The organism is Aeromonas sp. S18(2024) (assembly GCF_041402525.1).
Classification (GTDB): Bacteria; Pseudomonadota; Gammaproteobacteria; order Enterobacterales; family Aeromonadaceae; genus Aeromonas; species Aeromonas enteropelogenes.
Genome location: NZ_JBGLQV010000001.1, coordinates 704,542 through 727,910, shown reverse-complemented (window position 1 = coordinate 727,910; position 23,369 = coordinate 704,542). Strand labels below are relative to the sequence as shown.

Below are 23,369 nucleotides of genomic sequence, written 5' to 3'. Positions count from 1 at the left end.
AATACCATGGACTGGTTCCACAACTTGCAGGTCAGAACAAAACTGGTGCTGTCCTTTTCCACCCTGATGTTGTTGTTGGTGGGATTGAGCGCCATCAGTTACAACACCACCAACACCATGATGCACCTGATCGACGGCATGTATGCAGACCGGTTGTTGCCTATCAAGGATCTCGCCAACGCCAGAAGATATGCGATTTACCACAACCGCGCGCTCTATCGTTACTTTGGAGAGATTGATACCGAATCAAAAGAAGAGGCATTGGCCAACTTAAACAAATTCGAACAGGCAATGCAGGATTCCATGGTTCAGTATCGCAAAAGCAAACTCGACCCGCAGGAAGTCGAACAGCTCTCCCACTTCAATGCAACATGGACGACGTACAAGAGGTATGCGGCCGATGTTCTTCGACTGGCCCAACTTTCCAATACGGATGGACAGGCAGAGCGGGATGCATTGCGATTGATGAGCGATAAAGGTCGTCCCGCATTCGATGACGTTGATACCTTGCTGACCAAACTAGTGGAGATCAATTCAGAGCTTGCCTCCCGTTCACTCGAAGAGAGCCGCAGTGGCTATCATGACAATCTCAAGCTACTCATCGCGATTTCAGGGACGGCACTCCTGGTTTGTCTGGCCTTGGCACTGCTGGTCACTCGCAGTATCTTGCGCCAGCTCGGCGGTGACCCCTCTTACACGGTGCAAATTGTTGCCAGGGTGGCTGAGGGCGATCTCTCAACCCCGGTCAAATTAAGCCCCGATGATACCAGCAGCCTGCTCTACGCCATCAAGAGCATGGCCCATCGCCTCTCCGATACCCTCAGCGAAGTGGGTGCCATGTCACAGGCCATAGGATCAGCCTCCGAACAGGTCTCCGCCACGGCAAACTCCCTTTCCCAGACCTCATCGGAACTTGCTTCCAGCGTGGAGCAAACCAGTGCCTCCGTCGAAGAGATGACAGCAACGGTGAGCCAGAATGCCGACAACGCCAAGGTGACAGAGAACATCTCCACCAAGGCGGCCAGCAGCGCTACCGAAAGCGGCCGGGCGGTAGGCGAAATGGTGCATGCCATGAAAGAGATTGCCTCGCGTATTACGGTGATCAACGACATCGCCAACAAGACCGACTTGCTGGCCATCAATGCCGCCATTGAAGCAGCCCGGGCCGGTGAGCACGGCAAGGGATTTGCTACCGTCGCGGCTGAAGTGCGCAAGCTGGCCGAGCGCTCGCAAAACGCGGCCAAGGAGATCGGGGAATTGGCCAGCCGTTCGGTCGGTGTGGCCGAGCAGGCGGGGATCCTGCTGCGCGAAATGTTGCCCGGTATCGAGCAGACCGCCACCCTGGTGCAGGAGATCGCCTCCGCCTCTCGCGAGCAGCGGGCCAACGTCTCCCAGATCAATATCGCCGTCACCCAGATAAGCGATGGCATGCAGGCGTCTGCAGCCTCCGCCGAAGAACTGAGTTCCACTTCGGAGGAGCTCAGTGCAACGGCCCAGCAACTGCAAGAATTGATGCAACAATTTATCTTGCGAAGCGGTTACCGTCAGCCAAGCTATCCCTTGCACGGCACTTACCATGCACCTGGCCGGATGAGCAGCAAAGTGAACCCGCTGGATCTGACGCACTTTCATGAAGCGATGCAGGAGCGCGAACCAGAAGATGGCAAGTTCACCAACTACTAGGAGTCCATCTATGTGCGCAACGCTTGCCCAGGACGCCGAAGCATCTCATTTTCATTGCGTGACCTTCATGCTCGGGGGGGAACTGTACGGTGTCGATATCGGCTGCATTCGCGAGATCATCGAGTTCGAGGGGGTGACTCCGGTGCCCATGATGCCGCGCTTTGTCAGGGGGATCATCAATCTACGGGGGGCCGTGGTGCCGGTCATTGATCTCTCTATCCGATTTGGGCGGGGCCAGACCGAGCGGCAGTCCACCAGCTGCGTGGCCATCTTGTCGCTGCCCACCAGCAGTGGCGGTACCCAGGAAATCGGTATGCTGCTCGATGCGGTATGCGAAGTACTCGAGATAGCCACAGAGGCCATCGAACCGGCCCCGACCTTTGGCACCCAGATCAGGGGAGACTTCATTCGTGGCGTGGTTACCATCGACCAACGCTTTGCCATCTTGCTCGATATGCCCAAGGCGCTCTCCATCAGCGAACTGAGCGTCATGGCGGAAGCTGCCACCAACCAGCTGTTCAATGCGGGAGCGGGAGAGTGCTGATGGTCCCTCCCCCCGGCACTCCGGGATCAGGTCCTAATCCTATCTTGAGCCAGCAGGAGTTCGAGCTGTTTCGCCGCTTTATTCTGGCGTCCGCCGGTATTGATCTTGCGCCGAGCAAACGGGCGCTGGTGCAATCCAGACTGGCCAAACGCTTGCGAACGCTCCACCTGGGCAGCTACCGCGCCTACTGGGAGCGGATCAATCAACCGCAGGCCCGTCAGGAGCGACAGATCGCCATCAATCTGCTCTCCACCAACGAGACCTATTTTTTTCGTGAAATGCCGCACTTCGGTTGGCTGAAACACTACGCAGAGCAACGCCTGGCAGAAGATCCCGCCCCGCTGCGCGTCTGGTCTGCCGCCTGCTCTACCGGCGAGGAGGCCTACTCCGCCGCCATGGTGCTGGCAGAACAGCTGGGGATCAATGAGCGCTGGGACATCCACGCCACCGATATCAACACCCGGGTCATTCCCTTTGCCCAGCGCGCCATCTATACCGTCGAACGGGCCAGGCATGTCCCTCCCCATCTGTGGCTGCGCTATTTTCAGCGTGGCCACGACGAGTACGAAGGCAAGATCCGGGTCAAGCCGGAGCTGGCCAGGAAAGTCTCGTTTTCGAACCTGAACCTGCTCGGATGTCGCGATTTTATCGAGCGGGACTTTGACGTGATTTTTTTGCGAAACGTGCTCATCTATTTCAATGAAGCGACCAAGGTTCATGTTTTGTCACAGTTGTGTGAACTGCTCAAACCGGGTGGTTATCTGCTCATCGGGCATTCGGAGACTATCCGTCAACCGGATCTTCCGCTGGTGCAGGAAGCCACCTCTCGCTATCGCTGCCAATTCACCCGGGACGCATGATGACAATCAAAGTGATGATCGTGGATGACTCTGCGCTGGTGCGCGAAGTGTTGACCCAGATGCTGGGCAAGGCGCCCGATATCGAGGTCATGGGGGCCGCGTTCGATCCCATCTTTGCCATGCGGCAGATGAACAAGATCTGGCCTGACGTCATCATTCTGGATCTCGAAATGCCCAGGATGGATGGCTTGACGTTTCTCAAGAAGATCATGGCCGAGCGGCCGACCCCGGTCATCATCTGCTCGTCGCTGACTGCTGAGGGTGCCAGCATCACTCTGGAGGCCCTCTCTGCCGGAGCCATTGCCATTGTGACCAAGCCCGGAGTAGGAATTAAAGATTTCCTGCAACAGGGGGCCAATGATCTGATCCAGGAGATCCGCTGTGCGGCCCATGCAAAGTTGCGCAATCTCAATCCAGCCGGCAACAAGAGTGGCGGCACCATCGCGGTTCCTCCGAAAAATACCGCCGATGCCGTGCTCTCTGCCCCTGCGGAACACCCCAGGTTTCGCACCACAGACAAGATCTTTGCCATCGGCACCTCGACGGGAGGCACCCAGGCGCTGGAGTATCTGCTGACCCGCTTGCCTGCTTCCTGCCCCGGGATCGCCATCGTGCAGCATATGCCGGCACGGTTCACGGCGTCCTTTGCCGAGCGGCTAAACCATCATTCGCAGTTGGAGGTCAAAGAAGCCGTGACAGGCGATCGCCTGCTGCCCGGCGTGGCCCTGATAGCGCCAGGGGGCAAGCATCTGTTAATCCAGCGCAGTGGCAACCAGTATCTGGCGGAGGTGAAAGAAGGTCCTCCCGTCTCCCGTCACTGCCCCTCTGTGGATGTCCTGTTTCGCTCGGTCGCCGTGAGCGCGGGCCAGAATGCTACTGGCGTCATCATGACCGGCATGGGCGATGACGGTGCAAGGGGTATGAGAGAGCTGCGCGATGCGGGCGCACGAACCATCGCTCAGGATGAAGCAAGTTGCGTGGTATTTGGTATGCCTAAAGAGGCGATAGCTCATGGTGGGGTGGATCAGGTGATGTCACTCATGCAGATAGCCCAAACCCTCACATTGTCAGATTAACTAGGGGATCAACTATGCCATTAGTGCAATGGAAGGGCCGCTGTGCCCTGGTGGTCGATGACTCTCGCACCCAGCAGTATGAGGTGACCTGCTTGCTTCAGGAGCTGGGCTTTGGCCAGATCCATGTCGCCAGCGACGGTCAGGATGCCCTTAACAAGCTGCGACAGATAGACCATGTGGACCTGCTGCTGACCGATCTCAACATGCCGGGCATGGATGGGGTTGAGCTCATCGGCCATTTGGAAAAAGACACCAACTACCAGATGTTTATCGCCGTGATGAGTGCGGTCGAACGGGATGTACTGGACGTAATTCACTCCATCGCCGATGCCGGCACCCTTGAGGTGATCGGCGTGCTGGCCAAACCACTCAAGAAAAACGACCTGCGCAATATGTTGCGACATTGCGACCCCCAGGTACGACGGGAAAGCAACAAATGGATGCAGCTATCGTTCACCGCAGAGGATGTGCGACAAGCGCTGAACAGTGGTCAACTTGTGCCGTTTTTACAACCCAAGGTCACCATGGTGGACTCGCGGCTGTTTGGTTTCGAGGCGCTGGTGCGCTGGCGTCATCCCGAGCATGGCTTACTCCCTCCGATCTGCTTCGTGCATCATCTGGAAGAGGGCCCCCTGGCGCTGGACTTCTTCTATCGCTTTTTACATGACACCTGCGCGGCGCTGCGTAACATGACAGTCCTGCCTGATGATCTCAGTTGCTCGGTGAATCTGCCCGTTTCCCTTTTGCTTACCGACAAGCTGGTCGACAACATGGTCGCGATTGCTCAGGAACATCAACTCTCCTGTCAAACCCTCATCATCGAGGTTACTGAAACCACCTTCATGTCGAATATTGCCATGTCGCTCGGCACCCTGGCACGTTTGCGGTTGCGCGGTTTTGGCATTGCCATGGACGATTACGGCACCGGTTATTCATCCATGAAGCAGCTCTCTCGCTGCCCCTTCACCGAAATCAAAATAGATAAGGAGTTTGTTCACGATGCCCACACCAGTCCCAAGAAGCTGGCAATATTGACGTCTGCCATCGTGATGAGTCAGAAACTGGGGTTAAAAACCGTCGCAGAAGGGGTGGAAAATCAGGAAGATTGGCAGCAACTGGCCTTGCTGGGGTGCGAATTGGCGCAAGGCTATTACATCAGTCGCCCATTACCCATCGATCAGGTTGAAAATTGGTATCTCGAATGGCAGGAAAAATCCAGCAAGTCATAACACGACAAGGCATGAAGAGTATCGCAGCATATCTGCAATAGAGAGATGAAAGATCACGGTTGAACACGGCTAGCTAACAGTGCCATTAAATAGCCACCTGGGGCTATTTAATGGCACCGCACAATAATACCTTCAACTAACCTGACGGTATTGCTCCGTCATAACGACACGGGGAACCATACGGTTATTCATGACCTTGATCACCCCAAAACGGGGCAATTGCTTGCTGGTAGTCAATATCAAATCATCGGTCAAATTCAGACAGACGCTGGCCTGTTCCCCTGCTTCGATGACCATGAACTCGCCACGCCCGTGAGGGGTACACATCCAGACCAAATCACCATTTATTGGCCAGATGGTTGAATGTTGTTCGTTGAAAAACCAACTTTGCGGCATCAGTGGTTTATAAAATCGACTGACGGCGATGGCATTGAGTACCAGTTGTACCTGATGAGGAATACTCCACTGCAGTTCGGCAGCTTTATCCATCAGCTGATAATAAAGTGCAGCATCATCGACACAAAAAGGCTGAGTCGTGAATGCATTGGGTACCAATTGCCGCCCCTTATATTCGGTGGCAAATAACATGTTATCAGACAGCTCCAACATCAGACGGTCATTCTGAGCATCGTAGTGCCATTGCCAGCTATCGGTCGGTTGGATAAACATGTGGGAGCCCTTCTTGATATTGCATCTGATGACTTTATTCCATGTAGATAAAATCGGCAACGTCAAATAAAGGGCTCCAGGTTATTTCTTATATATTTTCGACGATTTCTTTAACCAGCCCCGGGCCTTTATAAATAAAACCGCTATAAATTTGCACCAGGCTGGCACCGGCTGCCAGCTTTTCACGGGCGGCCATGGCACTGTCCACCCCCCCTACCCCAATGATGGGCAGGGCGCCATCGAGAGCCTTTGCCAAGTGGCGGATCACCTCAGTGCTCTTGTGCTGCAATGGGCGACCGCTGAGACCACCTGCTTCACCAGCATGGGGCATGTCATAGATCATTCCCCGCTCCAGGGTGGTATTGGTCGCGATAACGCCATCGATACCATTGCGAACCAGAGAGGCGGCAACCTGATCTATTTCATCAAGGCTCAAATCTGGGGCAATTTTTACAGCCAGCGGCACATACTTCTTATATTTGGCCGCCAGCTCCTGCTGACGAACCTTGAGAGCGGCCAGCAATTCATCAAGCGCCTCGCCATATTGCAATTGGCGCAACCCCGGGGTATTGGGCGAGGAGATATTGACGGCAATATAACCGGCATGGTCATAAACCTTGTCCATACAGAACAGGTAATCATCCTTGCCCTGCTCAATGGGGGTGTCCTTGTTCTTGCCGATATTAATGCCGATCACCCCCTGATATTTCGCCTCTTTGACTCTGGCGACCAGATGGTCAACACCCTTGTTGTTGAAACCCATGCGGTTGATGATCCCCTCTGCCGGAATAACCCGGAACAGGCGGGGTTTGTCGTTGCCGCTCTGGGGTTTGGGGGTAACAGTGCCTACCTCGATAAAGCCAAATCCCATGGCTCCCAACGCATCAATGCACTCCCCATCTTTATCAAGACCTGCTGCCAATCCCACCGGATTGGCAAAAGAAAGCCCCATGACGGTGACGGGGCGTTTCGGCAAATTCTGACGGAAGAAACAATCGAGTGGCGTACCGAGAAGGCGGGGCAAATATTTCATAGAAAGATCGTGAGCCTGTTCCGGATTGAGCTTGAACAGGAAATGCCTGGCGATGGGGTACAACATCTTTGCTCCTTAAAAAAAGCCCCGGCAACTGGCCGGGGCTTTGGGTGTTATGCCGGTGTTATGCCTTATCTGGCAATTACAGTGCTCGGCAATTCAACTGGAGCAGGTTCAACTCGCGCAAGGCCACCGAGAACTTGGCGAACTCGTGGGTGCTCGTGGTCTTGAAGTCGGCCAACATATGGGTCCAACGGGACAAGAGTTGCTCATGCTCCGAAATCCAGTCGTCCAGTATGGTAGCGCATTCTCCCTGATCTTTGCACCCTTCCAGTACCACGGAAGTGAGGCTGCGTTGCTGCCAGTCCAGATCTTCGCGGAAGGAGGCCCGAGCCATCGCCTGCCAGTGGTTGCCCACCGGCTGATGGTTGATCTGATCGAGGAACCAGTGCAGATCCAGCTTGGCTCCGAGACGGTAGTAGACATTGGCGACGCGCAGGATGTCGGTCTTGTGCTCCGCAGCAATCTGCGCCAGATCCAGACTGGAGAAGAGACTGCTCATGTGGGCGACCTGACGGGCAATGTGCTCGGGCACCTGGCGTTCCATCCACTTGGCCACTACCTGACGGTGCTCGGTCACTTCGCTCTCGTCCATCACCTCGTAGAGGTGCTCGGCCAGGGTCTCGAAGGCCGGACGGAAGAAGGCGATATTCTCGCTGATGCTCCAGCTGCGATTACGGGCGCGCAGGAACCAGCGGGTGGCACGGCGCACGATGCGACGGCTGTAGAACATCAGCTCGAGCTGGGTCTCGGCTCCCACCTGGTTGTCACAGGCTTCGATATCGCGCCACAGGGCGTTGAGGCCGAATACCTCGCGAGCCATGGCAAAGCAGCAAGCCACCTCGGCCAGGGAGGCGCCGGTCTCGTCCTTCATCCGGCTGGCGAAGTTGAGGCCCATGTCGTTGACCAGCATGTTGGCCACCCGGGTCGCGATGATCTCGCCGCGCAGCGGGTGCTGGGCAAGGGCCGCGCCAAACTGCTGCTGCAGTTGGGCCGGGAAGCTGGTCAGCAACATGTTGGCGAGGAAGGGCTCGTCGGTCACCTCGGGGCAATTGAGCTGCTCTTTGAGCACCATCTTGCCGTAGGCCACCAGCACCGCCAGCTCGGGTCGGGTCAGTCCCTGCCCGGCCGCCATCCGCTCGGAGAGCTCCTCATCGGAGGGCAGGAATTCCAACGCACGATCCAGCTTGCCTTCACGCTCCAGCCCCTGGATGAAGCGCTGCTGCTCTTTGAGCTGCTCGGCACCGCGGAAACTGGTGACCGAGATGGACTGGGACTGGCGATAGGCGTTGGTGATAACGATTTGCGCCACGTCGTCGGTCATCTCATAGAGCATCTGGTTGCGCTGCTTGAGAGTCATATCCCCTGCCGCAACAAGCTGGTTCAGCAGGATCTTGATGTTGACCTCGTTGTCAGAGCAATCCACGCCGCCCACGTTGTCGGTGAAGTCGGTGTTGATGCGTCCGCCCTGGCTGGCGTACTCCACCCGGCCAAGCTGGGTAAAGCCGAGGTTGCCGCCCTCGCCCACAATGCGGGCACGTAAGGAGCGACCATTGACCCGCAGCACGTCGTTGCTGCGATCACCCACTTCGGCATCGCTCTCGCGGGCGCTCTTCACATAGGTGCCGATGCCGCCATTCCAGAGCAAGTCCACATTCAGGCAGAGCAGCGCCTTGATCAGCTCGTTCGGGGCCATGCTGGCCTTGTCGGTACCGAGCAGAGTCTGGATCTCGGGGCTCAGCTTGATGGACTTGGCCGAGCGCAGGAAGATGCCTCCCCCTGCCGAGATAAGTTCGCGGTTGTAGTCATCCCAGCTCGAACCAGGCAACTCGAACAAGCGCTTGCGCTCGACGAAGCTACTGGCCGCATCCGGCGTCGGGTCGATGAAGATGTGCATGTGGTTGAAGGCGCCCACCAGCTGGGTGTGTTCGGAGAGCAGCATGCCGTTGCCGAACACGTCCCCCGCCATGTCGCCGATCCCGACGCAGGTGAAGTCGGTGGTCTGGCAGTTGACGCCGATTTCGCGAAAATGCCGCTTGACCGACTCCCAGGCACCGCGGGCGGTGATGCCCATCTTCTTGTGGTCATAGCCGACCGAACCGCCGGAGGCAAACGCATCGCCCAGCCAGTGACCGTACTCCAGGCTTATTTCGTTGGCAATGTCGGAGAAGGTGGCGGTGCCCTTGTCGGCGGCGACTACCAGGTAGTAGTCATCCTCGTCGTGGCGAACCACGTCTTTTGGCGGGATCACCTCACCACCGATGATGTTGTCGGTGACATCCAGCAGACCGCGAATAAACAGGCGATAGCAGGCCTTGCCCTCTTCCTGGATAACGGCGCGAGGGGCACCAGCCGGCATCTGCTTGCAGTAGAAACCGCCCTTGGCGCCGACCGGCACGATGACGGTGTTCTTCACCTGCTGGGCCTTCACCAGCCCCAGCACCTCGGTGCGGAAGTCTTCCTTGCGATCGGACCAGCGCAGGCCACCACGGGCCACCTTGCCCCAGCGCAAGTGAACTCCTTCCACCCGTGGCGAGTAGACGAAGATCTCGAACTTCGGCAGCGGCAGCGGCATGTCGGTAATGCTGGAGGGGGCCAGCTTGAAGGAAATGTAGGGCTTGATGTTGCCCGCCTTGTCCTTCTGGTAATAGTTGGTGCGCAGGGTGGCGTCGATCATCTCCATGAAGCGGCGAATGATGCGATCGTCATCCAGGTTGGCGACCTGATCCAGCTTGGCGGCGAGCTGCTCGTGGATCTTCGCCTGCACCTTGGCATCCTGGGTGATGGCAGGATTGAGGCGCTGCTCGAACAGGGTGAACAGCAACTGGGCGATGTCGGGGTAGCGGGTCAGCGTTTCCTCGATATAGGACTGGCTGAAAGAGACCCCGGTCTGGCGCATGTACTTGGCATAGGCACGCAGCACAGAGACCTGGCGGCCGGTGAGGCCTGCGCCCAGCACCAGACGGTTGAAGCCGTCATCTTCCAGGCTTTTGTTCCAGATGGCGGCAAACGCTTCCTGGAAGCGCTGCTGGCTCTGCTCCAGATCGAACGGCTGCTCACCGTGCAGCAGCATGGAGAAGTCGAGGATCCAGAACACCTCGTCGGCCGGAGTGCGAACCTGATACGGGGTCTCGCCGATAACCCGCAACCCCATGTTTTCCAGCATGGGCAAGACATCGGAGAGGTGGATGGGCTCGGTACGATGGAACAGCTTGAGGCGCACCCGGCGATCGTTCTGCTCTTCCTGGGCGCGGTAGAACAGCATGCCCAGCGGCTCGGCCTCGCTCAGGTTGTCCAGCGCCATGATGTCGGCGACGGCAGAACCCGGCAGCACGTCTTCCTTGTAGGCACGGGGGAAGGCGGCGCAGAAACGGCGACGCAGTTCGTTGCCACGGGCTTCGCCATAGTGGGAGAGCAGCACGGAGTCGAGTCTGTCATCCCAGCTGCGGGCAGCTTCAATCAGGTTGTTCTGTACTTCGTTCACATCCACATCCACGTTGTTGTTGTTGACCCGCACTATGTAGTGGGTCCGCGCCAGCACCCCTTCGGTGAAGTAGACGTTGAACTCCACCTCTTCGTTGCTGCCGAAATATTTCTGCAGGATCTGCTGAGTCTTGACTCGCAGTGCCGTGTTGTAACGCTCCTTGGTGACATAGACCATGCAGGAGAAGAAACGGCCGTAGACGTCGCGACGCACGAACAGGCGCAGCATGTCACGCTCCTGCATCTCCAGCACGCCGAGACCGGTGGCCAGCAGCTCCTCTTCACGGGCCTGGATCAACTCGTCACGCGGATAGGTTTCCAGCACGTTCAGTAGCGCCTTGTAGGCATGGGAGCCCTTCTCGAACCCGGAGGCGGCCATGATCCGCTCGAGACGATGGCTGATGAGGGGGATCTGGGTCGCACTGGTGTTGTAGATGGAAGAGGCGTAGAGGCCGATGAAGCGGTCTTCACCGATCACCTTGCCATGCTCATCGAAGCGCTTGATGCCGATGTAGTCCACATAGGCCGGACGATGAACCCGGGATTTGCTGTTGGACTTGGTGAGGATCAGCAGATCGGAACTCAATGCCTCGTGACGGGCGCTGGCCGGCATGGTGCCCAGGCGCTGCCCCTCTTCCTTGATGGAGTTCTTCATCAGCCCGAGGCTCGAGCTGGCTTGCGGCAGGATTTCGTGATCCCCCTCCACCGCCTTAACGTCATAGCGGCGATAGCCCATCAGGGTGAAGTTGTGGGCGGCAACCCATTTCAGGAAGGCGACGCAAGAGTCCACCTCTGCCTTGCTGACCGGGAGCTTGCGCTTGGGCAACTCATCGATGATCTCGTTGAGTTTGGCCAGCATGGGCTGCCAGTCCCCTACCGCCAGCGCCACTTCACCGGCAACCGAGTCAAGCTCGGCGGCCAGGGCCTCCATTTGCGCCTCGCTGGTCAGATGGTCGATCTCGATGAGGAAGGCTGTTTCAACCGATGTCTGCCCATCCGTGTTGTCGAGATCCAGAATGGCGCTGATCTTGCCCTCGCCGTCACGGATAAGGTGCAGCGGCTGGTGCAGCATCATGTGGGCGGTGATATTGAGGCGCTTGAGGGCCATGCGGATGGAGTCCACCAGGAAAGGGGCATCCTGCAAGATGATCTCGACGATGGTATGGGGAGATTGCCAACCGTGGCGGGTCAGCTCCGGGTTGTAGACCCGGATGCAGGGCGCGGTACCGACGCGCTGGTTGAGCGCATTCCACAGGCTCAGCGCCGCCCCGTAGAGATCGCTGTCGTTGCGATCATGCAGGTCGCTGCTGGCCATGTTGCCGTAAAACTTGGCAACGAAGCGCTCGACCAGGGAGGCACTGTTTTTGGGCAATTTTTGGTTGATCAGGCTGAGAACGTTTTCGAGCAGAACTGAGGTAGGGGCGTCTTTCAATGCCATTTTTATATTCCTTATCGGACGACATTAACCACCGACGCAGAGGCAATCACCCTGATTGCCCGCTGGTACAGAGTTGTTGCGAAGTGTAATGGCTTGAATAAGGGAAGGCGAGCGATAGTGCTAATAAGTTGTTAAAAACAGGGGGCAGATCACGACTTAAACTGTGAGAAATTTTGCCAATGATAAAAAAAACAGAAATTCTCACTGCCTTTGCGGAAAATTACCGGATAGTTAGTGATAAAAGCGAGATAACTAGTCGGTAATCTGTTCTGAAAATGTTAATTTATGCGTTCCAGGCTGATGAAGCGATAATCGTCCTGGGTTTTCAGGCGAAAATAGCCGTACACCCCGCTGTGGGCGACAAAGGGGCGGATTTTTTCCAACCCTATCTCTATGGTGAGCCCTTGCTCGGTTCCCACCACCAGGCGCCTGACGTGGCCCTGGTACATCAGCATGATCTTGTCGTGGCTCAGAGATAATCGAAAGGTAAACTGCTTCACGTCGGCTCCTTCAAAAAGGGCGAGGGTTCAACCGAACCGCTCGCCTTGTCTTTATCTTCACGAGCATAACGCAGGCAAGAGTGGGCAGAAGAGACCCATCCCCTGCCCTGTTTCCTTACTGCAGCAGCGCCTTGCTCACCTTCTCGAACAGATCCCGCGCCAATCCTTCGAGGCTGGCCAGTCGGGTCAGCTCGGCGCGGATCAGCCCCTTGCGCTCTTCATCGAGCCGTTTGAACTGGATAAGGGGAGTGATGAGGCGTGACGCCACCTGGGGATTGACCTCGTTGAGCTCGATCAGCAGATCGGTCAGGAAGCGGTAGCCGCTGCCATCGCGGGCATGGAACTGCACCTGGTTGTTCATGGCAAAGCTGCCGATCAGCGCCCGCAGCCGGTTCGGGTTGCGAATGCTGAAGGTGGGGTGTGCCATCGCCAGCTTCACATCGGCCAGCACATCGGCGGCCGGCTTGGCACCCACCAGGCGCAGCCAGTTGTCCAGCACCAGACCATCGTGCGCCCACTTGCCCTCGAAATCGGCCAGGAGCTCGGCGCGGCACGGCAACAGATGGCTGTTGGCCACCTGCAGCGCCGCCAGGGTGTCGGTCATGTTGTCGGCGGCCGCATATTGTTGGCGCACCAGTAGATCGGCGCTGTCTGCGTCGAGGGCCGCCAGATAACCGAGTACCACGCCCTTGAGGGCGCGCTTGGCCATGTCGGCATGCACTACCCGATAGGTCGGCAGCTTCAGACTGTCGTACTGGGCGGCCAGCCGCGCCCCGAAGGCCTGCGCCAGCCGCTGCTGGATCTCGTTGCGCACCCGATGGATGGCATCGACATCAGCCACCTCGAACAGTTCGGCCAGGGTCGCCTCCCCCGGCAGCGCCAGGATCTCGGCCTTGAGGGCCGGATCCAGGTCGCTGTCGTCCAAAATAGCGACAAAGGCATCCAGCAAGGTGGCCGATACCGCCACATCCTGCCCTTGTTGTACCCGGGTAACCCCGTCCATCACCGCCTTGTTGATCAGCATTTGGGCGGCATCCCAGCGGGCAAATTCGTTGCGGGCAAAGCGCATCAGGAAAGCCAGCGCCTCGTCGCTGTAGTCATAGTGCAACTTGACCGGGGCTGAGAAGTCCCGCAGCAGGGAGGGAACCGGTTTGGTTGGCACTCGCTCAAAGGTGAAGGTCTGCTCAGACTCCAGCACATCGAGTACGTTGCCTATCGCCTTACCCTGGTATTGCAGCGGGATGACGGCCCCCTGCTCATCATAAAGCTCTATATCGAGGGGAATGTGTAGCGCCAGTTTCTGTGGCTGATCCTGGGTCGGCGGCGTGTGCTGGCGCACGTGCAGGCGATAGACGCCACTGACAGCATCGTATTCGTCGGTTACCGTCAGTTCGGGGGTACCGGACTGGCTGTACCAGCGACGGAAGCGGCCAAGATCCACCCCGGAGGCATCTTCCATCGCCTGTACGAAGTCATCGCAGGTAACAGCCTGACCATCAAAACGCTCGAAATAGAGGCGCATGCCGGCCTGGAAATGTTCCTCACCAAGCAGGGTGTGCATCATGCGGATCACTTCAGAGCCCTTCTCATAGACGGTCAGGGTGTAGAAGTTGTTCATCTCGATCACCACATCCGGGCGGATGGGATGGGCCATGGGACCGGCGTCTTCGGCAAACTGCGGGCCGCGCACAGTGCGCACATTGTTGATGCGGTTTACTCCGCGCGAGCCGAGATCGGAGGAAAACTCCTGGTCCCGAAACACCGTCAGCCCCTCTTTCAGGCTTAACTGGAACCAGTCGCGACAGGTGACCCGGTTGCCGGTCCAGTTGTGGAAATATTCGTGACCGATCACCCGTTCGATACCGTGGTAGTCGCTGTCGGTGGCGGTAGCCGGGTTGGCCAGCACGAACTTGGAGTTGAAGATGTTGAGCCCCTTGTTCTCCATGGCGCCCATGTTGAAGAAGTCCACCGCGACGATCATGTAGATATCGAGGTCGTATTCCAGACCGAAACGCTGCTCGTCCCAACGCATGGAGTTGATGAGGCTCTCCATGGCGAAACCAGCCCGATCCAGATTGCCCTTGTCGACGAAGATCTCGAGGGCCACCTTGCGGCCACTTCGGGTCACGTAACTGCCCCGCTCCACGTCAAAATCCCCGGCGACCAGAGCAAACAGATAGCTGGGTTTGGGGAAGGGATCCTGCCACTGCACGAAGTGACGACCACCGTCCAGATTGCCGCTGTCGACCTTGTTGCCGTTGGAGAGCAGGAAGGGATACTTGGCCTTGTCGGCGGTAATACGGGTGCTGTAGCGAGCCAGGATATCGGGCCGGTCGAGATAATAGGTGATGCGACGAAACCCTTCGGCTTCGCACTGGGTGCAGTAGGCATCACCGGACTTGTAGAGCCCTTCCAGCGCGCTGTTGGCGGCGGGATCCAGCAGCGTGACTATGGTCAGCACGCACTCGATGGGCAGGTTGAACAGGGTCAGGCTGCTCTCCCCCAGCTCATAATGCTCGCACGGCACACCGTCGATGGCGATGCTCTTGAGCATCAGCTGTTCGCCATCGAGCACCAAAGGTTCGTTGTGATCGCCGTTGCGTCGAATGCGGGTGATGGCGGTGACCTGGGTGAGGGGTTCCTGCAGCTGGAAATCCAGATCGATGGTATCAATCCAGTAGAGAGGGGCCTGGTAGTCCTGACGATATTTGGCCGTCATGGCCTGGGAGTGATTTGTCATTATTGTCTGCTTCCACGCTTGTTAAAGGCGAGAAAGAGGCTGGCACAACCGGCAGGCGGGGTCAAACGATTTGCGGTCCGATAAAAGAAAGGGCGACTCGCGTCGCCCTTGTAGATTCAGATTGGCCAACTCAACTACGTTTGCCGGCCTTGGCCAGATCCGCTGTGATGTTGGCCGCCTCGACGAGATACTCGTCGGGCGCCTCAAAATCGGCAGGCAAGTCATCCAGGCTCTTCACCGCTGGCTTGCCAAGGCGGGCCAGACGTTCGTTGGCGCGCTTGAGCGCCTTCTCGTCCTGTTTGGCCTGCTCTGCCAGACGTTCTGCCTCGTTGAGGGAGACTGATTTTTTGTCTTTCTCCCCCTGGTACTCGGCGATGTCCTGCATTACGTAGGCAAACTCGGGATCCTTGGCAATCCGCGCATCGTGGGCCGCCTGCAACTTGGGCAGCTGGCTGGTGAAATTACCCAGCGTCTGGTAGTTGGCCGAGGCGATCTTGTCCCACGGCAGCGCGTTGAACTCGCGGCTCTCGCCAGTCTCTTCCGGCGCAACCGGCGTCGGGAAGCTGATGTCCGGTGCAACCCCCTTGTTCTGGGTGCTGCCGCCGTTGATCCGGTAGAACTTGGCGATGGTGTACTGCACGTGACCCAGCGGCTGCTCGTAGAAGTCGTAGACCTTGGCCAGGCTGCGATGCTGCTGCACCGTCCCCTTGCCGAACGAGTTTTCCCCGAGGATCAGGGCGCGGCCGTAGTCTTGCATGGCGGCGGCAAAGATCTCGGAGGCCGAGGCGCTGTAGCGATCGATCATCACCGACATGGGGCCGCCGTAGTAGACCTGGCCATCGTCATCGCCATTGACCGTGATGCGGCCCATGTGATCACGAATTTGCACCACGGGACCGCTGGCAAAGAAGAGACCGCTCAGGGCCGAAGCTTCGGTCAGGGCACCGCCACCATTGCCGCGCAGATCGATGATGAGGCCATCAATCTTCTGCTTGTTGAGGCTGGAGAGCTCCTTGATCACATCTTCATGAAGATTGACGTAGAAGCTGGGGATCTCGATGACCCCGATCTTCTTGCCTTCGGCGCTGATCACCTTGGACTTGGCGGCACGATCTTCGAGGCGCACCTTGTCCCGCACCAGCTCAATCTGCTCGGTCTTGGCGCTGGCGCCCTTGCCGCGCTGGATCTCCAGCTTCACCTTGCTGCCCTTGGGCCCCTTGATGAGCTCGACCACGTCGTCAAGACGCCAACCGATCACATCAACGATCTTGCCATCCTCCTGCCCTACCCCGGTTATTTTGTCATCGGGCTTGAGGTTGTTGGACTTGGCAGCAGGACCACCTGGCACCAGGGAACGAATGACGGTGAAGTCATCCTCCGCCTGCAGTACGGCACCAATCCCCTCCAGCGAGAGGTTCATCTCGGTGTTGAAACGATCGGCGCTGCGCGGTGAGAGATAACTGGTGTGTGGTTCGATGGCGCGTGCAAAGGAGTTCATGAAGAGCTGGAACACATCCTCGCTCTCGGTCTGGGACATCCGCTTGATGGCGTTGTTGTAACGCTTGCCAAGCAGCTCCTTGATCTCGGGCCACTCCTTGCCGCTGAGTTTGAGGCTCAGTGCATCGTACTTGACCCGCTGGCGCCACAACTCGTTGAGTTCGGCTTCATCCCTCGGCCAAGCCGCCCCTTCCCGATCGAACACATAGTTGTCGGGCTGGGTAAAATCGAAAGGAGTATCGAGCAGTTTGAGGGCGTATTCGAACCGCTCATAACGCCGCTGCTGACTCAGGTTGAACATCTCGTAGGCGGGCGCCAGACGGCCTCTTTCAAGGTCGGTGTCAAACCCGTTACGGTACTTTTCAAAACGGCTGATGTCAGAGGCCAAAAACAGGTTGCGGCTGTAATCCAGATTCTCCAGATACTTGTCGAAGATCACGGAGGAAAAGGCATCATCCAGCTTGAACTGTTTGTAATGCGAGCGGGTAAACAGATTGGCAATTCGCTTGCTGGCCGTAGCATGTTGGCTCTCTTGAGCCAACACAGGCAAATCACTCTCCTTGAGCACCGGCTCGATGGCCTGTGCGAGCCCGGCAAGCGCCAGGCTACAGGCAACGAGGGAAAAACGAATTACGCCATGCTTCAACATGTCTCTCCTTAGAGAACCAGGTGCTCTGATTTGACCCGCAGGGTCATGCCGGTCTGCAGCTGGACTTGAACGTCGTCCTTGGTCACTTCCTTGATGGTTGCGGGAACCGGAGACTTGCCCATGACCACGCGGACGTCCTGACCCACTTTCAGGGTAGCGGCATCCACCTTGACCAGCGGAGCATCGGCAACAGGCGCTTTCTCCCGAGCCTTTGGCTTGGCGGCGACATCCGCCTTCTCGGTTTTGCGAGGAGCCGGACGACGGGGTTTCTTGGCCTTGTCATCCTTCTCTTTGTTGTTGGTACGACGGCTGGCAAAGACGCGCTCTTTACTCTCTTTCAGCGCCTGCTTGGCGTGTTCGATGTGCTCTTCGGTCAGCAGTTCGCCCGGGTTACCGTCCAGATCGACACGAGCCTGGCCAGCCTTGAGGCCATGCAGGTAGCGCCAGCTGGAAGTATATTGACGCAGAGCAGAGCGCAGCATGGTCTTGGAGACTCTGGCATCGTCAGCAAGACGCTCGGCCAAATCCTGGAAGATGCCAATCTTGAGCGGCTTGGCCTCTCCTTCAGCAACGAAGCAGGCCGGGAATTTCTCGACCAGGTAGGCAACGATTTCTTTACTGTTCTTCAGCTTCTCAGTGTTTTCCATGTATAACCTTGGCTTTCATATAAACGCACGGGCACTTCCCGAGCACAACAAAGGCCTCATTATAGAGAGCTTGGGGCCTTTTGCGAACCATCTAAGCAATCACTTAGAGCATGCTTTCCAAAATTTGCACCGTTTCTTCCAGGCCAATCCGGTCTTCCTGATCGAAACGGTTAAAAATCGGACTGTCGATGTCGAGCACCCCGATGATCTCGCCGTTGCGGCGCACCGGGATCACGATTTCGGCATTGCTGGCACCGTCACAGGCAATATGCCCATCAAACTGATGCACATCATCTACCAGCTGGGTCTTGCCCTCTGACACGGCGGTGCCACAGACACCACGGCCGACGGGAATGCGGACACAGGCCGGCTTGCCCTGGAAGGGCCCCAATACCAGGGTGTCCCCTTGCAACAGATAAAAACCGACCCAGTTGATATCTGCCAGCTCCTGATTGAGCAGGGCGGAGAGGTTGGCCAGGTTGGCAATCAGGTCGGTTTCTCCCTCCAGCAGGGCTCGCGCCTGTTGATTGAGGGTTCGATAAAATTGATTTTTCTCAGTCATGATTAAATAGATTTCACTCCCTGTAGGCCAAGGGAAGGTAACGCCTGGCATGGAAATTTCAAATATTTTTTCCACTCCTTTGCGGCCAACGACTTATTCCCGGGCAACCGACAACGCCAATTGCTGGCGCTCGCCATTGTTCCATTCGATATTGAGCAGCCAGACCATAGTGGGAGAAGTACAACTGCCCACCAGGGTCGTTCCCTGCCAACCGCCGCTTATTTGTTCAAACTTGACCGGAATGGTTCCCATAAACATGTCCCGCCCTTCCAGCCATGCCTTCACCGGGGTAATGGCCGGCTCACCCCCCGTCATGCGCAGGGCAAAATCCCGTTCGGCGCGTACCGGCAGCTCGGCCACCGCCACCGTCAGGGGTTTTTCGCCGACAAAGACAGTGCAACTGCTGTGGGAAAGATCACAAATCTGATCTTTTATCGGCGCGGGTGCGGCGCTGTTTTCGGTTGAAAACCAGGTACGGTATGCAATGAGCCCCAATAATAGGGCCAGCACCAGTCCGAGGTGCATGACTTTACGGCTAGTGAGTTTTTCTTTCATGAAAAGCGGTCCCAATAAGATGCGGAAAAAATAGTATTTTTGTGATCTCGCACAAGGTAAATCGCGGTTAAAACGAGGCCGGACGGAGCCAAATATATCACTGTTTATACTGTTATTTTACCGGTCACTTCAGTATCATTCCCATGCAGTTTTCATATGGTCATCTTTTGCTTTTCCTTTCGTTAACAGATGTTAACAACTGGTGGGCGGTGACTCGATGAAACAGGTCCGGTTCGCCGGACAAAAAACCAAACAACAGCAGCATCGGAAGCGGAATATAACGATGAGCCATACAACTAACCATCCTGAGTACAACTACACCGTTGTTCGCCAGTTTACCGTCATGACGATTGTCTGGGGAATTGTCGGCATGTCGGTTGGCGTACTGATCGCAGCCCAGCTGATCTGGCCTGCCCTCAACTTCGAAACCCCCTGGCTGACTTACAGTCGTCTGCGGCCCCTGCACACCAACGCGGTGATCTTCGCCTTCGGGGTGAGCGCCCTGATGGCGACCTCCTTCTACGTGGTGCAGCGTACCTGCCAGACCCGGCTGTTTGGCGGCCCGCTCGCCAGCTTCGTGTTCTGGGGCTGGCAGGCAATCATCCTCTCTGCGGCAATCTCGCTGCCGTTGGGATTCACGACCGCCAAAGAGTATGCCGAGCTGGAGTGGCCGATCGATCTGGCGATCACCGTGGTCTGGGTCGCCTACGCCATCGTCTTCTTCGGCACCCTGATGAAGCGCACCACCTCCCACATCTATGTGGCGAACTGGTTCTTCGGCGCCTTCATCATCACGGTCGCCGTGCTGCACATCGTCAATAACATGGAAGTGCCGTTGTCCGGCATGAAGTCCTACTCCATGTATTCCGGTGCCATGGATGCCATGGTGCAGTGGTGGTACGGTCACAACGCGGTAGGCTTCCTGCTGACCGCAGGTTTCCTTGGCATGATGTACTACTTCGTGCCCAAGCAGGCCGGCCGCCCGGTTTACTCCTACCGTCTCTCCATCGTGCACTTCTGGGCGCTGATCTCCCTCTACATCTGGGCCGGTCCGCACCACCTGCACTATACCGCCCTGCCTGACTGGGCCCAGTCCCTCGGCATGGTGATGTCCCTGATCCTGTTCGTGCCCTCCTGGGGCGGCATGATCAACGGCATCATGACCCTCTCCGGTGCCTGGCACAAACTGCGCTATGACCCCATCCTGCGCTTCCTGATCGTCTCCCTGTCGTTCTACGGCATGTCGACCTTCGAAGGCCCCATGATGGCGATCAAGACCGTCAACGCTCTCTCCCACTACACCGACTGGACCGTAGGTCACGTTCACTCCGGTGCCCTGGGCTGGGTTGCCATGGTCTCCATCGGGGCGGTTTACCACCTGATCCCGAACCTGTTCGGCCAGGGCCGCATGTACAGCATCCGCTTGATCAACGTGCACTTCTGGCTGGCGACCGTCGGTACCGTACTCTACATCGTCGCCATGTGGATTTCCGGTGTGATGCAGGGTCTGATGTGGCGTGCAGTCAACGAAGACGGCACCCTGACCTACAGCTTCGTGGAAGCCCTGCAGGCCTCCTATCCCTTCTACTTCGTGCGCTTCCTGGGTGGCTGCTTCTTTGTCACCGGTATGTTGCTGATGGCCTACAACGCCTATCGCACCATCACCGCGCCCAAGGGTTCCCTGGAACCCGTCGCCCAGCCAGCATGATTGAAGAGGTCAAAGCATGAGCAACAATAACCGTCACGAGATCTTTGAAAAAAGCGTTCCCATGCTGGTGGTCGGCATCATATTTGCCATCAGCCTGGGTGGCCTGGTCGAAATCACCCCGCTCTTCTTCCAAAAGCAGACTACCGAGCCGGTGGAGGGCCTCAAGCCCTACACAGCCCTGCAGATGGAAGGGCGCGATATCTTCATTCGCGAAGGCTGCACCAACTGCCACAGCCAGATGATCCGTCCGTTCCGTGCCGAAACCGAGCGTTACGGTCACTACTCGGTCGCCGGTGAAAGCGTGTGGGAGCACCCCTTCCTGTGGGGCTCCAAGCGTACCGGTCCGGATCTGGCACGGGTCGGGGGTCGCTACTCCGACGAGTGGCACAAGGTTCACCTGATCAACCCGCGCGACGTGGTGCCCGAGTCCAACATGCCCGCCTACCCCTGGCTTGATCGCAACGTGTTGACCGGCGAGATGACGGGCAAGAAGCTGGCGCTGTTCCGCGACCACTTCGGCGTGCCCTATACCGATGCCGATATTCAGGGCGCCGGTGATGCCGTCAAGGGCAAGACCGAGTTGGAAGCCCTGGTGGCCTATCTGCAATCACTGGGTCATGCCCTGAAATAAGGAGTGTGGAGATGGACTACGGCACTTTTCGCGGTCTGTACACCCTGCTGTTGATGGCCATCATGATCGGCATCTTCGTCTGGGCTTACAGCAAACGCCGCAAGACCGCTTTCGACGAGGCTGCCAATCTGGTTTTCGCCGATGATGAGCAATCCGGTGCTGATAAAAAGAACGCAGGAGCGAAACAATAATGAGCACTCTGTTTAGTATTTTCGTAACCGTCATTACCCTGGGGACCATCCTCGGCTGCTTCCTGCTGCTGATGTGGTGCCGCAAGGACAAGATGGGTGTTGAAGAAGGCAAGTCGATGGGTCACTCCTTCGACGGCATCGAAGAGATCAACAACCCGCTGCCGAAGTGGTGGACCTACATGTTCCTCTTCTTCATCGTCACCGGTCTGGTCTATCTGGTCGCCTTCCCGGGCCTTGGCAACTTCAAGGGGTTGTTGGGCTGGCAAAGTTCCAACCAGGATGTCCGTTCGCTTGCCGAATCCCGCGCCGCGACCGAGTCTGCCAAGTCGGAAGGTCGTGCGGTGGAGTATGACCGCGAGATCGCCAAGGCTGACGAGATCTACGGCGCCAAGTTCCGCGAGCTGGCCTACCAGGCCGACGGCAAGAGCTATCGCCCCATCGAGGAGATCGCCGCCGATCCGGAAGCCCGCAAGGTGGGTCAGCGTCTGTTCCTGCAGAACTGCTCCCAGTGCCACGGCTCCGATGCCCGCGGTGGTCGCGGTTTCCCGAACCTGACCGACAGTGAATGGCAATGGGGCGGCGCCCCGGATCAGATCAAGACCACCATCATGGGCGGTCGTCAGGGGATCATGGCTGCCTGGGGCGAGATCCTGGGCAAGGATGGCGTGCAGGAAGTCGCTTCCTACGTGCTGAGCCTGTCCGGTCGCAAGGTTGATCTGGTGGAAGCCAAGAAGGGTGAAGCCCGCTTTGCGGTCTGCGCCGCCTGTCACGGTCCGGATGCCAAGGGCGGCATCGCCGTCGGTGCACCTGATCTGACCAACAGCACCTGGCTCTACGGTGGCTCCCGCGAAGTGGTGGTCCAGACCATCACCCACGGTCGCCACGGTGTGATGCCGGCCTGGAAAGACATTCTGGGCGAAGACAAGGTGCACCTGCTGGCCTCCTACGTTTACAGCCTGTCTCACCCACAGACTGCCAAATAAGGTCGGCCACCCCCGAAGTAACATGTGATAAACACGTGATTACACAGCAAAAAGCCTCGACTACTCGAGGCTTTTTGTTATCTTGTGTTGCGTAAAAGCCATCTTCCTCGTTAATCATTCGTTTCACGGTAGTAGCAATCATGACCCGACCCTGGTATCGCCAATTCTGGCCCTGGTTTATCATCGCCCTCCCCACCGCCGCTGTTGTCGGCAGCATCGCCACCGCCATCATCGCCAGCAAGGATGGAGTAAATCTGGTGGCAGAGGACTATTACAAACAAGGGAAAGAGATCAATCAGGATCTGAGCAAGTTTGACCGGGCCGAGGCGCTCAACATCCGCTTTGCGCTGGAGGTCAACGGTCAGGAGCTGACCCTCAAGCCGCTCAGTGGCGACATCCCGCCAGGACAGGCGCTGTACCTCTCCCTGTTCCACCCCACCCTGGCCGGTCAGGACAGCGAGCACCTGATCACCGCCGATGGCAGCGGCACCTATCGCTTCCACTTTGAACGTCCCCTGACCGGTAAATGGCACCTCAGGGTCGATGCCTTCAACCACGAATGGCGACTGCAAGAAACGGTTCAACTGCCCACCAAGGCCCCTGTCGAACTCGATCCCAAAGGACGTTAAAC

General features: G+C 57.5%; 19 protein-coding genes. 10 read left to right on the top strand and 9 right to left on the bottom strand.

Annotated elements, in window-relative coordinates:
* Positions 1-6: 6 nt before the first annotated feature.
* From ACB034_RS03125 to ACB034_RS03105, 5 genes are read left to right on the top strand one after another with little or no spacing between them, the layout of a single operon-like run.
* Positions 7-1,683 carry a methyl-accepting chemotaxis protein gene (locus ACB034_RS03125; RefSeq protein WP_371172048.1) on the top strand — a complete coding sequence of 559 codons (1,677 nt, stop codon included), beginning with the start codon at positions 7-9 and terminating at the stop codon, positions 1,681-1,683.
* 10 nt (positions 1,684-1,693) lie between these two features.
* Positions 1,694-2,227: a chemotaxis protein CheW gene (locus ACB034_RS03120; protein ID WP_371172047.1), complete on the top strand. Its 534-nt coding sequence runs from the start codon at positions 1,694-1,696 to the stop codon at positions 2,225-2,227.
* Entirely contained in the window at positions 2,227-3,087 is an 861-nt protein-coding gene (locus ACB034_RS03115) for a protein-glutamate O-methyltransferase CheR (protein ID WP_371172046.1), read from the top strand. Before ACB034_RS03120 ends, ACB034_RS03115 begins: the two co-directional genes overlap by 1 nt.
* Positions 3,084-4,163, top strand: coding sequence for a chemotaxis response regulator protein-glutamate methylesterase (locus ACB034_RS03110; protein WP_371172045.1), 1,080 nt, complete (start codon positions 3,084-3,086; stop codon positions 4,161-4,163). The genes ACB034_RS03115 and ACB034_RS03110 overlap by 4 nt, the downstream gene beginning before the upstream one ends.
* 14 nt (positions 4,164-4,177) lie before the next feature.
* Positions 4,178-5,392 carry an EAL domain-containing protein gene (locus ACB034_RS03105; RefSeq protein ID WP_026456956.1) on the top strand — a complete coding sequence of 405 codons (1,215 nt, stop codon included), beginning with the start codon at positions 4,178-4,180 and terminating at the stop codon, positions 5,390-5,392.
* 132 nt (positions 5,393-5,524) lie between these two features.
* Here ACB034_RS03105 and ACB034_RS03100 read toward each other — a convergent pair whose 3' ends face one another.
* The 9 genes from ACB034_RS03100 to ACB034_RS03060 all read right to left on the bottom strand — a co-directional run bounded on the left by ACB034_RS03100 (position 5,525) and on the right by ACB034_RS03060 (position 19,225).
* Positions 5,525-6,061: a cell division protein ZapC gene (locus ACB034_RS03100; RefSeq protein ID WP_042069362.1), complete on the bottom strand. Its 537-nt coding sequence runs from the start codon at positions 6,059-6,061 to the stop codon at positions 5,525-5,527.
* An 88-nt stretch (positions 6,062-6,149) separates the two neighbouring features.
* A complete protein-coding gene (pyrD, locus tag ACB034_RS03095; RefSeq protein WP_042026201.1) occupies positions 6,150-7,160 on the bottom strand; it encodes a quinone-dependent dihydroorotate dehydrogenase in 1,011 nt (336 codons plus the stop codon).
* A gap of 76 nt (positions 7,161-7,236) precedes the next feature.
* A complete protein-coding gene (locus tag ACB034_RS03090) occupies positions 7,237-12,075 on the bottom strand; it encodes an NAD-glutamate dehydrogenase (protein WP_371172044.1) in 4,839 nt (1,612 codons plus the stop codon).
* Positions 12,076-12,353: 278 nt separating this feature from the next.
* Positions 12,354-12,575: a DUF2835 family protein gene (locus tag ACB034_RS03085; RefSeq protein WP_371172043.1), complete on the bottom strand. Its 222-nt coding sequence runs from the start codon at positions 12,573-12,575 to the stop codon at positions 12,354-12,356.
* Between the two features lie 115 nt (positions 12,576-12,690).
* Positions 12,691-15,315 carry an aminopeptidase N gene (gene pepN, locus ACB034_RS03080; RefSeq protein WP_371172042.1) on the bottom strand — a complete coding sequence of 875 codons (2,625 nt, stop codon included), beginning with the start codon at positions 15,313-15,315 and terminating at the stop codon, positions 12,691-12,693.
* A gap of 130 nt (positions 15,316-15,445) precedes the next feature.
* Entirely contained in the window at positions 15,446-17,461 is a 2,016-nt protein-coding gene (gene prc, locus ACB034_RS03075; protein WP_371172041.1) for a carboxy terminal-processing peptidase, read from the bottom strand.
* Between the two features lie 8 nt (positions 17,462-17,469).
* Entirely contained in the window at positions 17,470-18,108 is a 639-nt protein-coding gene (gene proQ / locus ACB034_RS03070) for an RNA chaperone ProQ (protein WP_371172040.1), read from the bottom strand.
* Positions 18,109-18,211: 103 nt separating this feature from the next.
* Positions 18,212-18,670 carry a GAF domain-containing protein gene (locus ACB034_RS03065; protein ID WP_042026193.1) on the bottom strand — a complete coding sequence of 153 codons (459 nt, stop codon included), beginning with the start codon at positions 18,668-18,670 and terminating at the stop codon, positions 18,212-18,214.
* 93 nt (positions 18,671-18,763) lie between these two features.
* Positions 18,764-19,225 carry a hypothetical protein gene (locus tag ACB034_RS03060; protein WP_371172039.1) on the bottom strand — a complete coding sequence of 154 codons (462 nt, stop codon included), beginning with the start codon at positions 19,223-19,225 and terminating at the stop codon, positions 18,764-18,766.
* Positions 19,226-19,508: 283 nt separating this feature from the next.
* On the opposite strand from ACB034_RS03060, the gene ccoN reads away from it, so the two are divergent.
* From ccoN to ACB034_RS03035, 5 genes are all read left to right on the top strand, one after another.
* Positions 19,509-20,933: a cytochrome-c oxidase, cbb3-type subunit I gene (gene ccoN, locus ACB034_RS03055; RefSeq protein ID WP_026456586.1), complete on the top strand. Its 1,425-nt coding sequence runs from the start codon at positions 19,509-19,511 to the stop codon at positions 20,931-20,933.
* 16 nt (positions 20,934-20,949) lie between these two features.
* Entirely contained in the window at positions 20,950-21,564 is a 615-nt protein-coding gene (gene ccoO, locus ACB034_RS03050) for a cytochrome-c oxidase, cbb3-type subunit II (RefSeq protein ID WP_042026191.1), read from the top strand.
* An 11-nt stretch (positions 21,565-21,575) separates the two neighbouring features.
* On the top strand, positions 21,576-21,755 hold the full coding sequence (locus ACB034_RS03045) for a CcoQ/FixQ family Cbb3-type cytochrome c oxidase assembly chaperone (RefSeq protein ID WP_026456585.1): 180 nt from the start codon (positions 21,576-21,578) through the stop codon (positions 21,753-21,755).
* The gene (gene ccoP / locus ACB034_RS03040; RefSeq protein ID WP_042026190.1) at positions 21,755-22,738 is read left to right on the top strand and encodes a cytochrome-c oxidase, cbb3-type subunit III; all 984 of its coding nucleotides are present in this window, start codon (positions 21,755-21,757) and stop codon (positions 22,736-22,738) included. Before ACB034_RS03045 ends, ccoP begins: the two co-directional genes overlap by 1 nt.
* Before the next feature lie 140 nt (positions 22,739-22,878).
* Positions 22,879-23,367, top strand: a complete 489-nt coding sequence (locus tag ACB034_RS03035) for a FixH family protein (RefSeq protein WP_042069350.1) — start codon at positions 22,879-22,881, stop codon at positions 23,365-23,367.
* Positions 23,368-23,369: the final 2 nt, after the last annotated feature.

Bases quoted from the DNA above. Each gene is read 5' to 3' on its own strand.
- ACB034_RS03090 (WP_371172044.1), bottom strand. From the start codon at position 12,075: ATGGCATTGAAAGACGCCCCTACCTCAGTTCTGCTCGAAAACGTTCTC.
- ACB034_RS03065 (WP_042026193.1), bottom strand. From the start codon at position 18,670: ATGACTGAGAAAAATCAATTTTATCGAACCCTCAATCAACAGGCGCGA.
- ACB034_RS03120 (WP_371172047.1), top strand. From the start codon at position 1,694: ATGTGCGCAACGCTTGCCCAGGACGCCGAAGCATCTCATTTTCATTGC.
- pepN (WP_371172042.1), bottom strand. From the start codon at position 15,315: ATGACAAATCACTCCCAGGCCATGACGGCCAAATATCGTCAGGACTAC.
- proQ (WP_371172040.1), bottom strand. From the start codon at position 18,108: ATGGAAAACACTGAGAAGCTGAAGAACAGTAAAGAAATCGTTGCCTAC.
- ACB034_RS03110 (WP_371172045.1), top strand. From the start codon at position 3,084: ATGATGACAATCAAAGTGATGATCGTGGATGACTCTGCGCTGGTGCGC.
- ACB034_RS03115 (WP_371172046.1), top strand. From the start codon at position 2,227: ATGGTCCCTCCCCCCGGCACTCCGGGATCAGGTCCTAATCCTATCTTG.
- ACB034_RS03105 (WP_026456956.1), top strand. From the start codon at position 4,178: ATGCCATTAGTGCAATGGAAGGGCCGCTGTGCCCTGGTGGTCGATGAC.
- ccoN (WP_026456586.1), top strand. From the start codon at position 19,509: ATGAGCCATACAACTAACCATCCTGAGTACAACTACACCGTTGTTCGC.
- ACB034_RS03035 (WP_042069350.1), top strand. From the start codon at position 22,879: ATGACCCGACCCTGGTATCGCCAATTCTGGCCCTGGTTTATCATCGCC.
- ACB034_RS03100 (WP_042069362.1), bottom strand. From the start codon at position 6,061: ATGTTTATCCAACCGACCGATAGCTGGCAATGGCACTACGATGCTCAG.
- ccoP (WP_042026190.1), top strand. From the start codon at position 21,755: ATGAGCACTCTGTTTAGTATTTTCGTAACCGTCATTACCCTGGGGACC.
- ccoO (WP_042026191.1), top strand. From the start codon at position 20,950: ATGAGCAACAATAACCGTCACGAGATCTTTGAAAAAAGCGTTCCCATG.
- prc (WP_371172041.1), bottom strand. From the start codon at position 17,461: ATGTTGAAGCATGGCGTAATTCGTTTTTCCCTCGTTGCCTGTAGCCTG.
- ACB034_RS03060 (WP_371172039.1), bottom strand. From the start codon at position 19,225: ATGAAAGAAAAACTCACTAGCCGTAAAGTCATGCACCTCGGACTGGTG.
- ACB034_RS03125 (WP_371172048.1), top strand. From the start codon at position 7: ATGGACTGGTTCCACAACTTGCAGGTCAGAACAAAACTGGTGCTGTCC.
- pyrD (WP_042026201.1), bottom strand. From the start codon at position 7,160: ATGTTGTACCCCATCGCCAGGCATTTCCTGTTCAAGCTCAATCCGGAA.
- ACB034_RS03045 (WP_026456585.1), top strand. From the start codon at position 21,576: ATGGACTACGGCACTTTTCGCGGTCTGTACACCCTGCTGTTGATGGCC.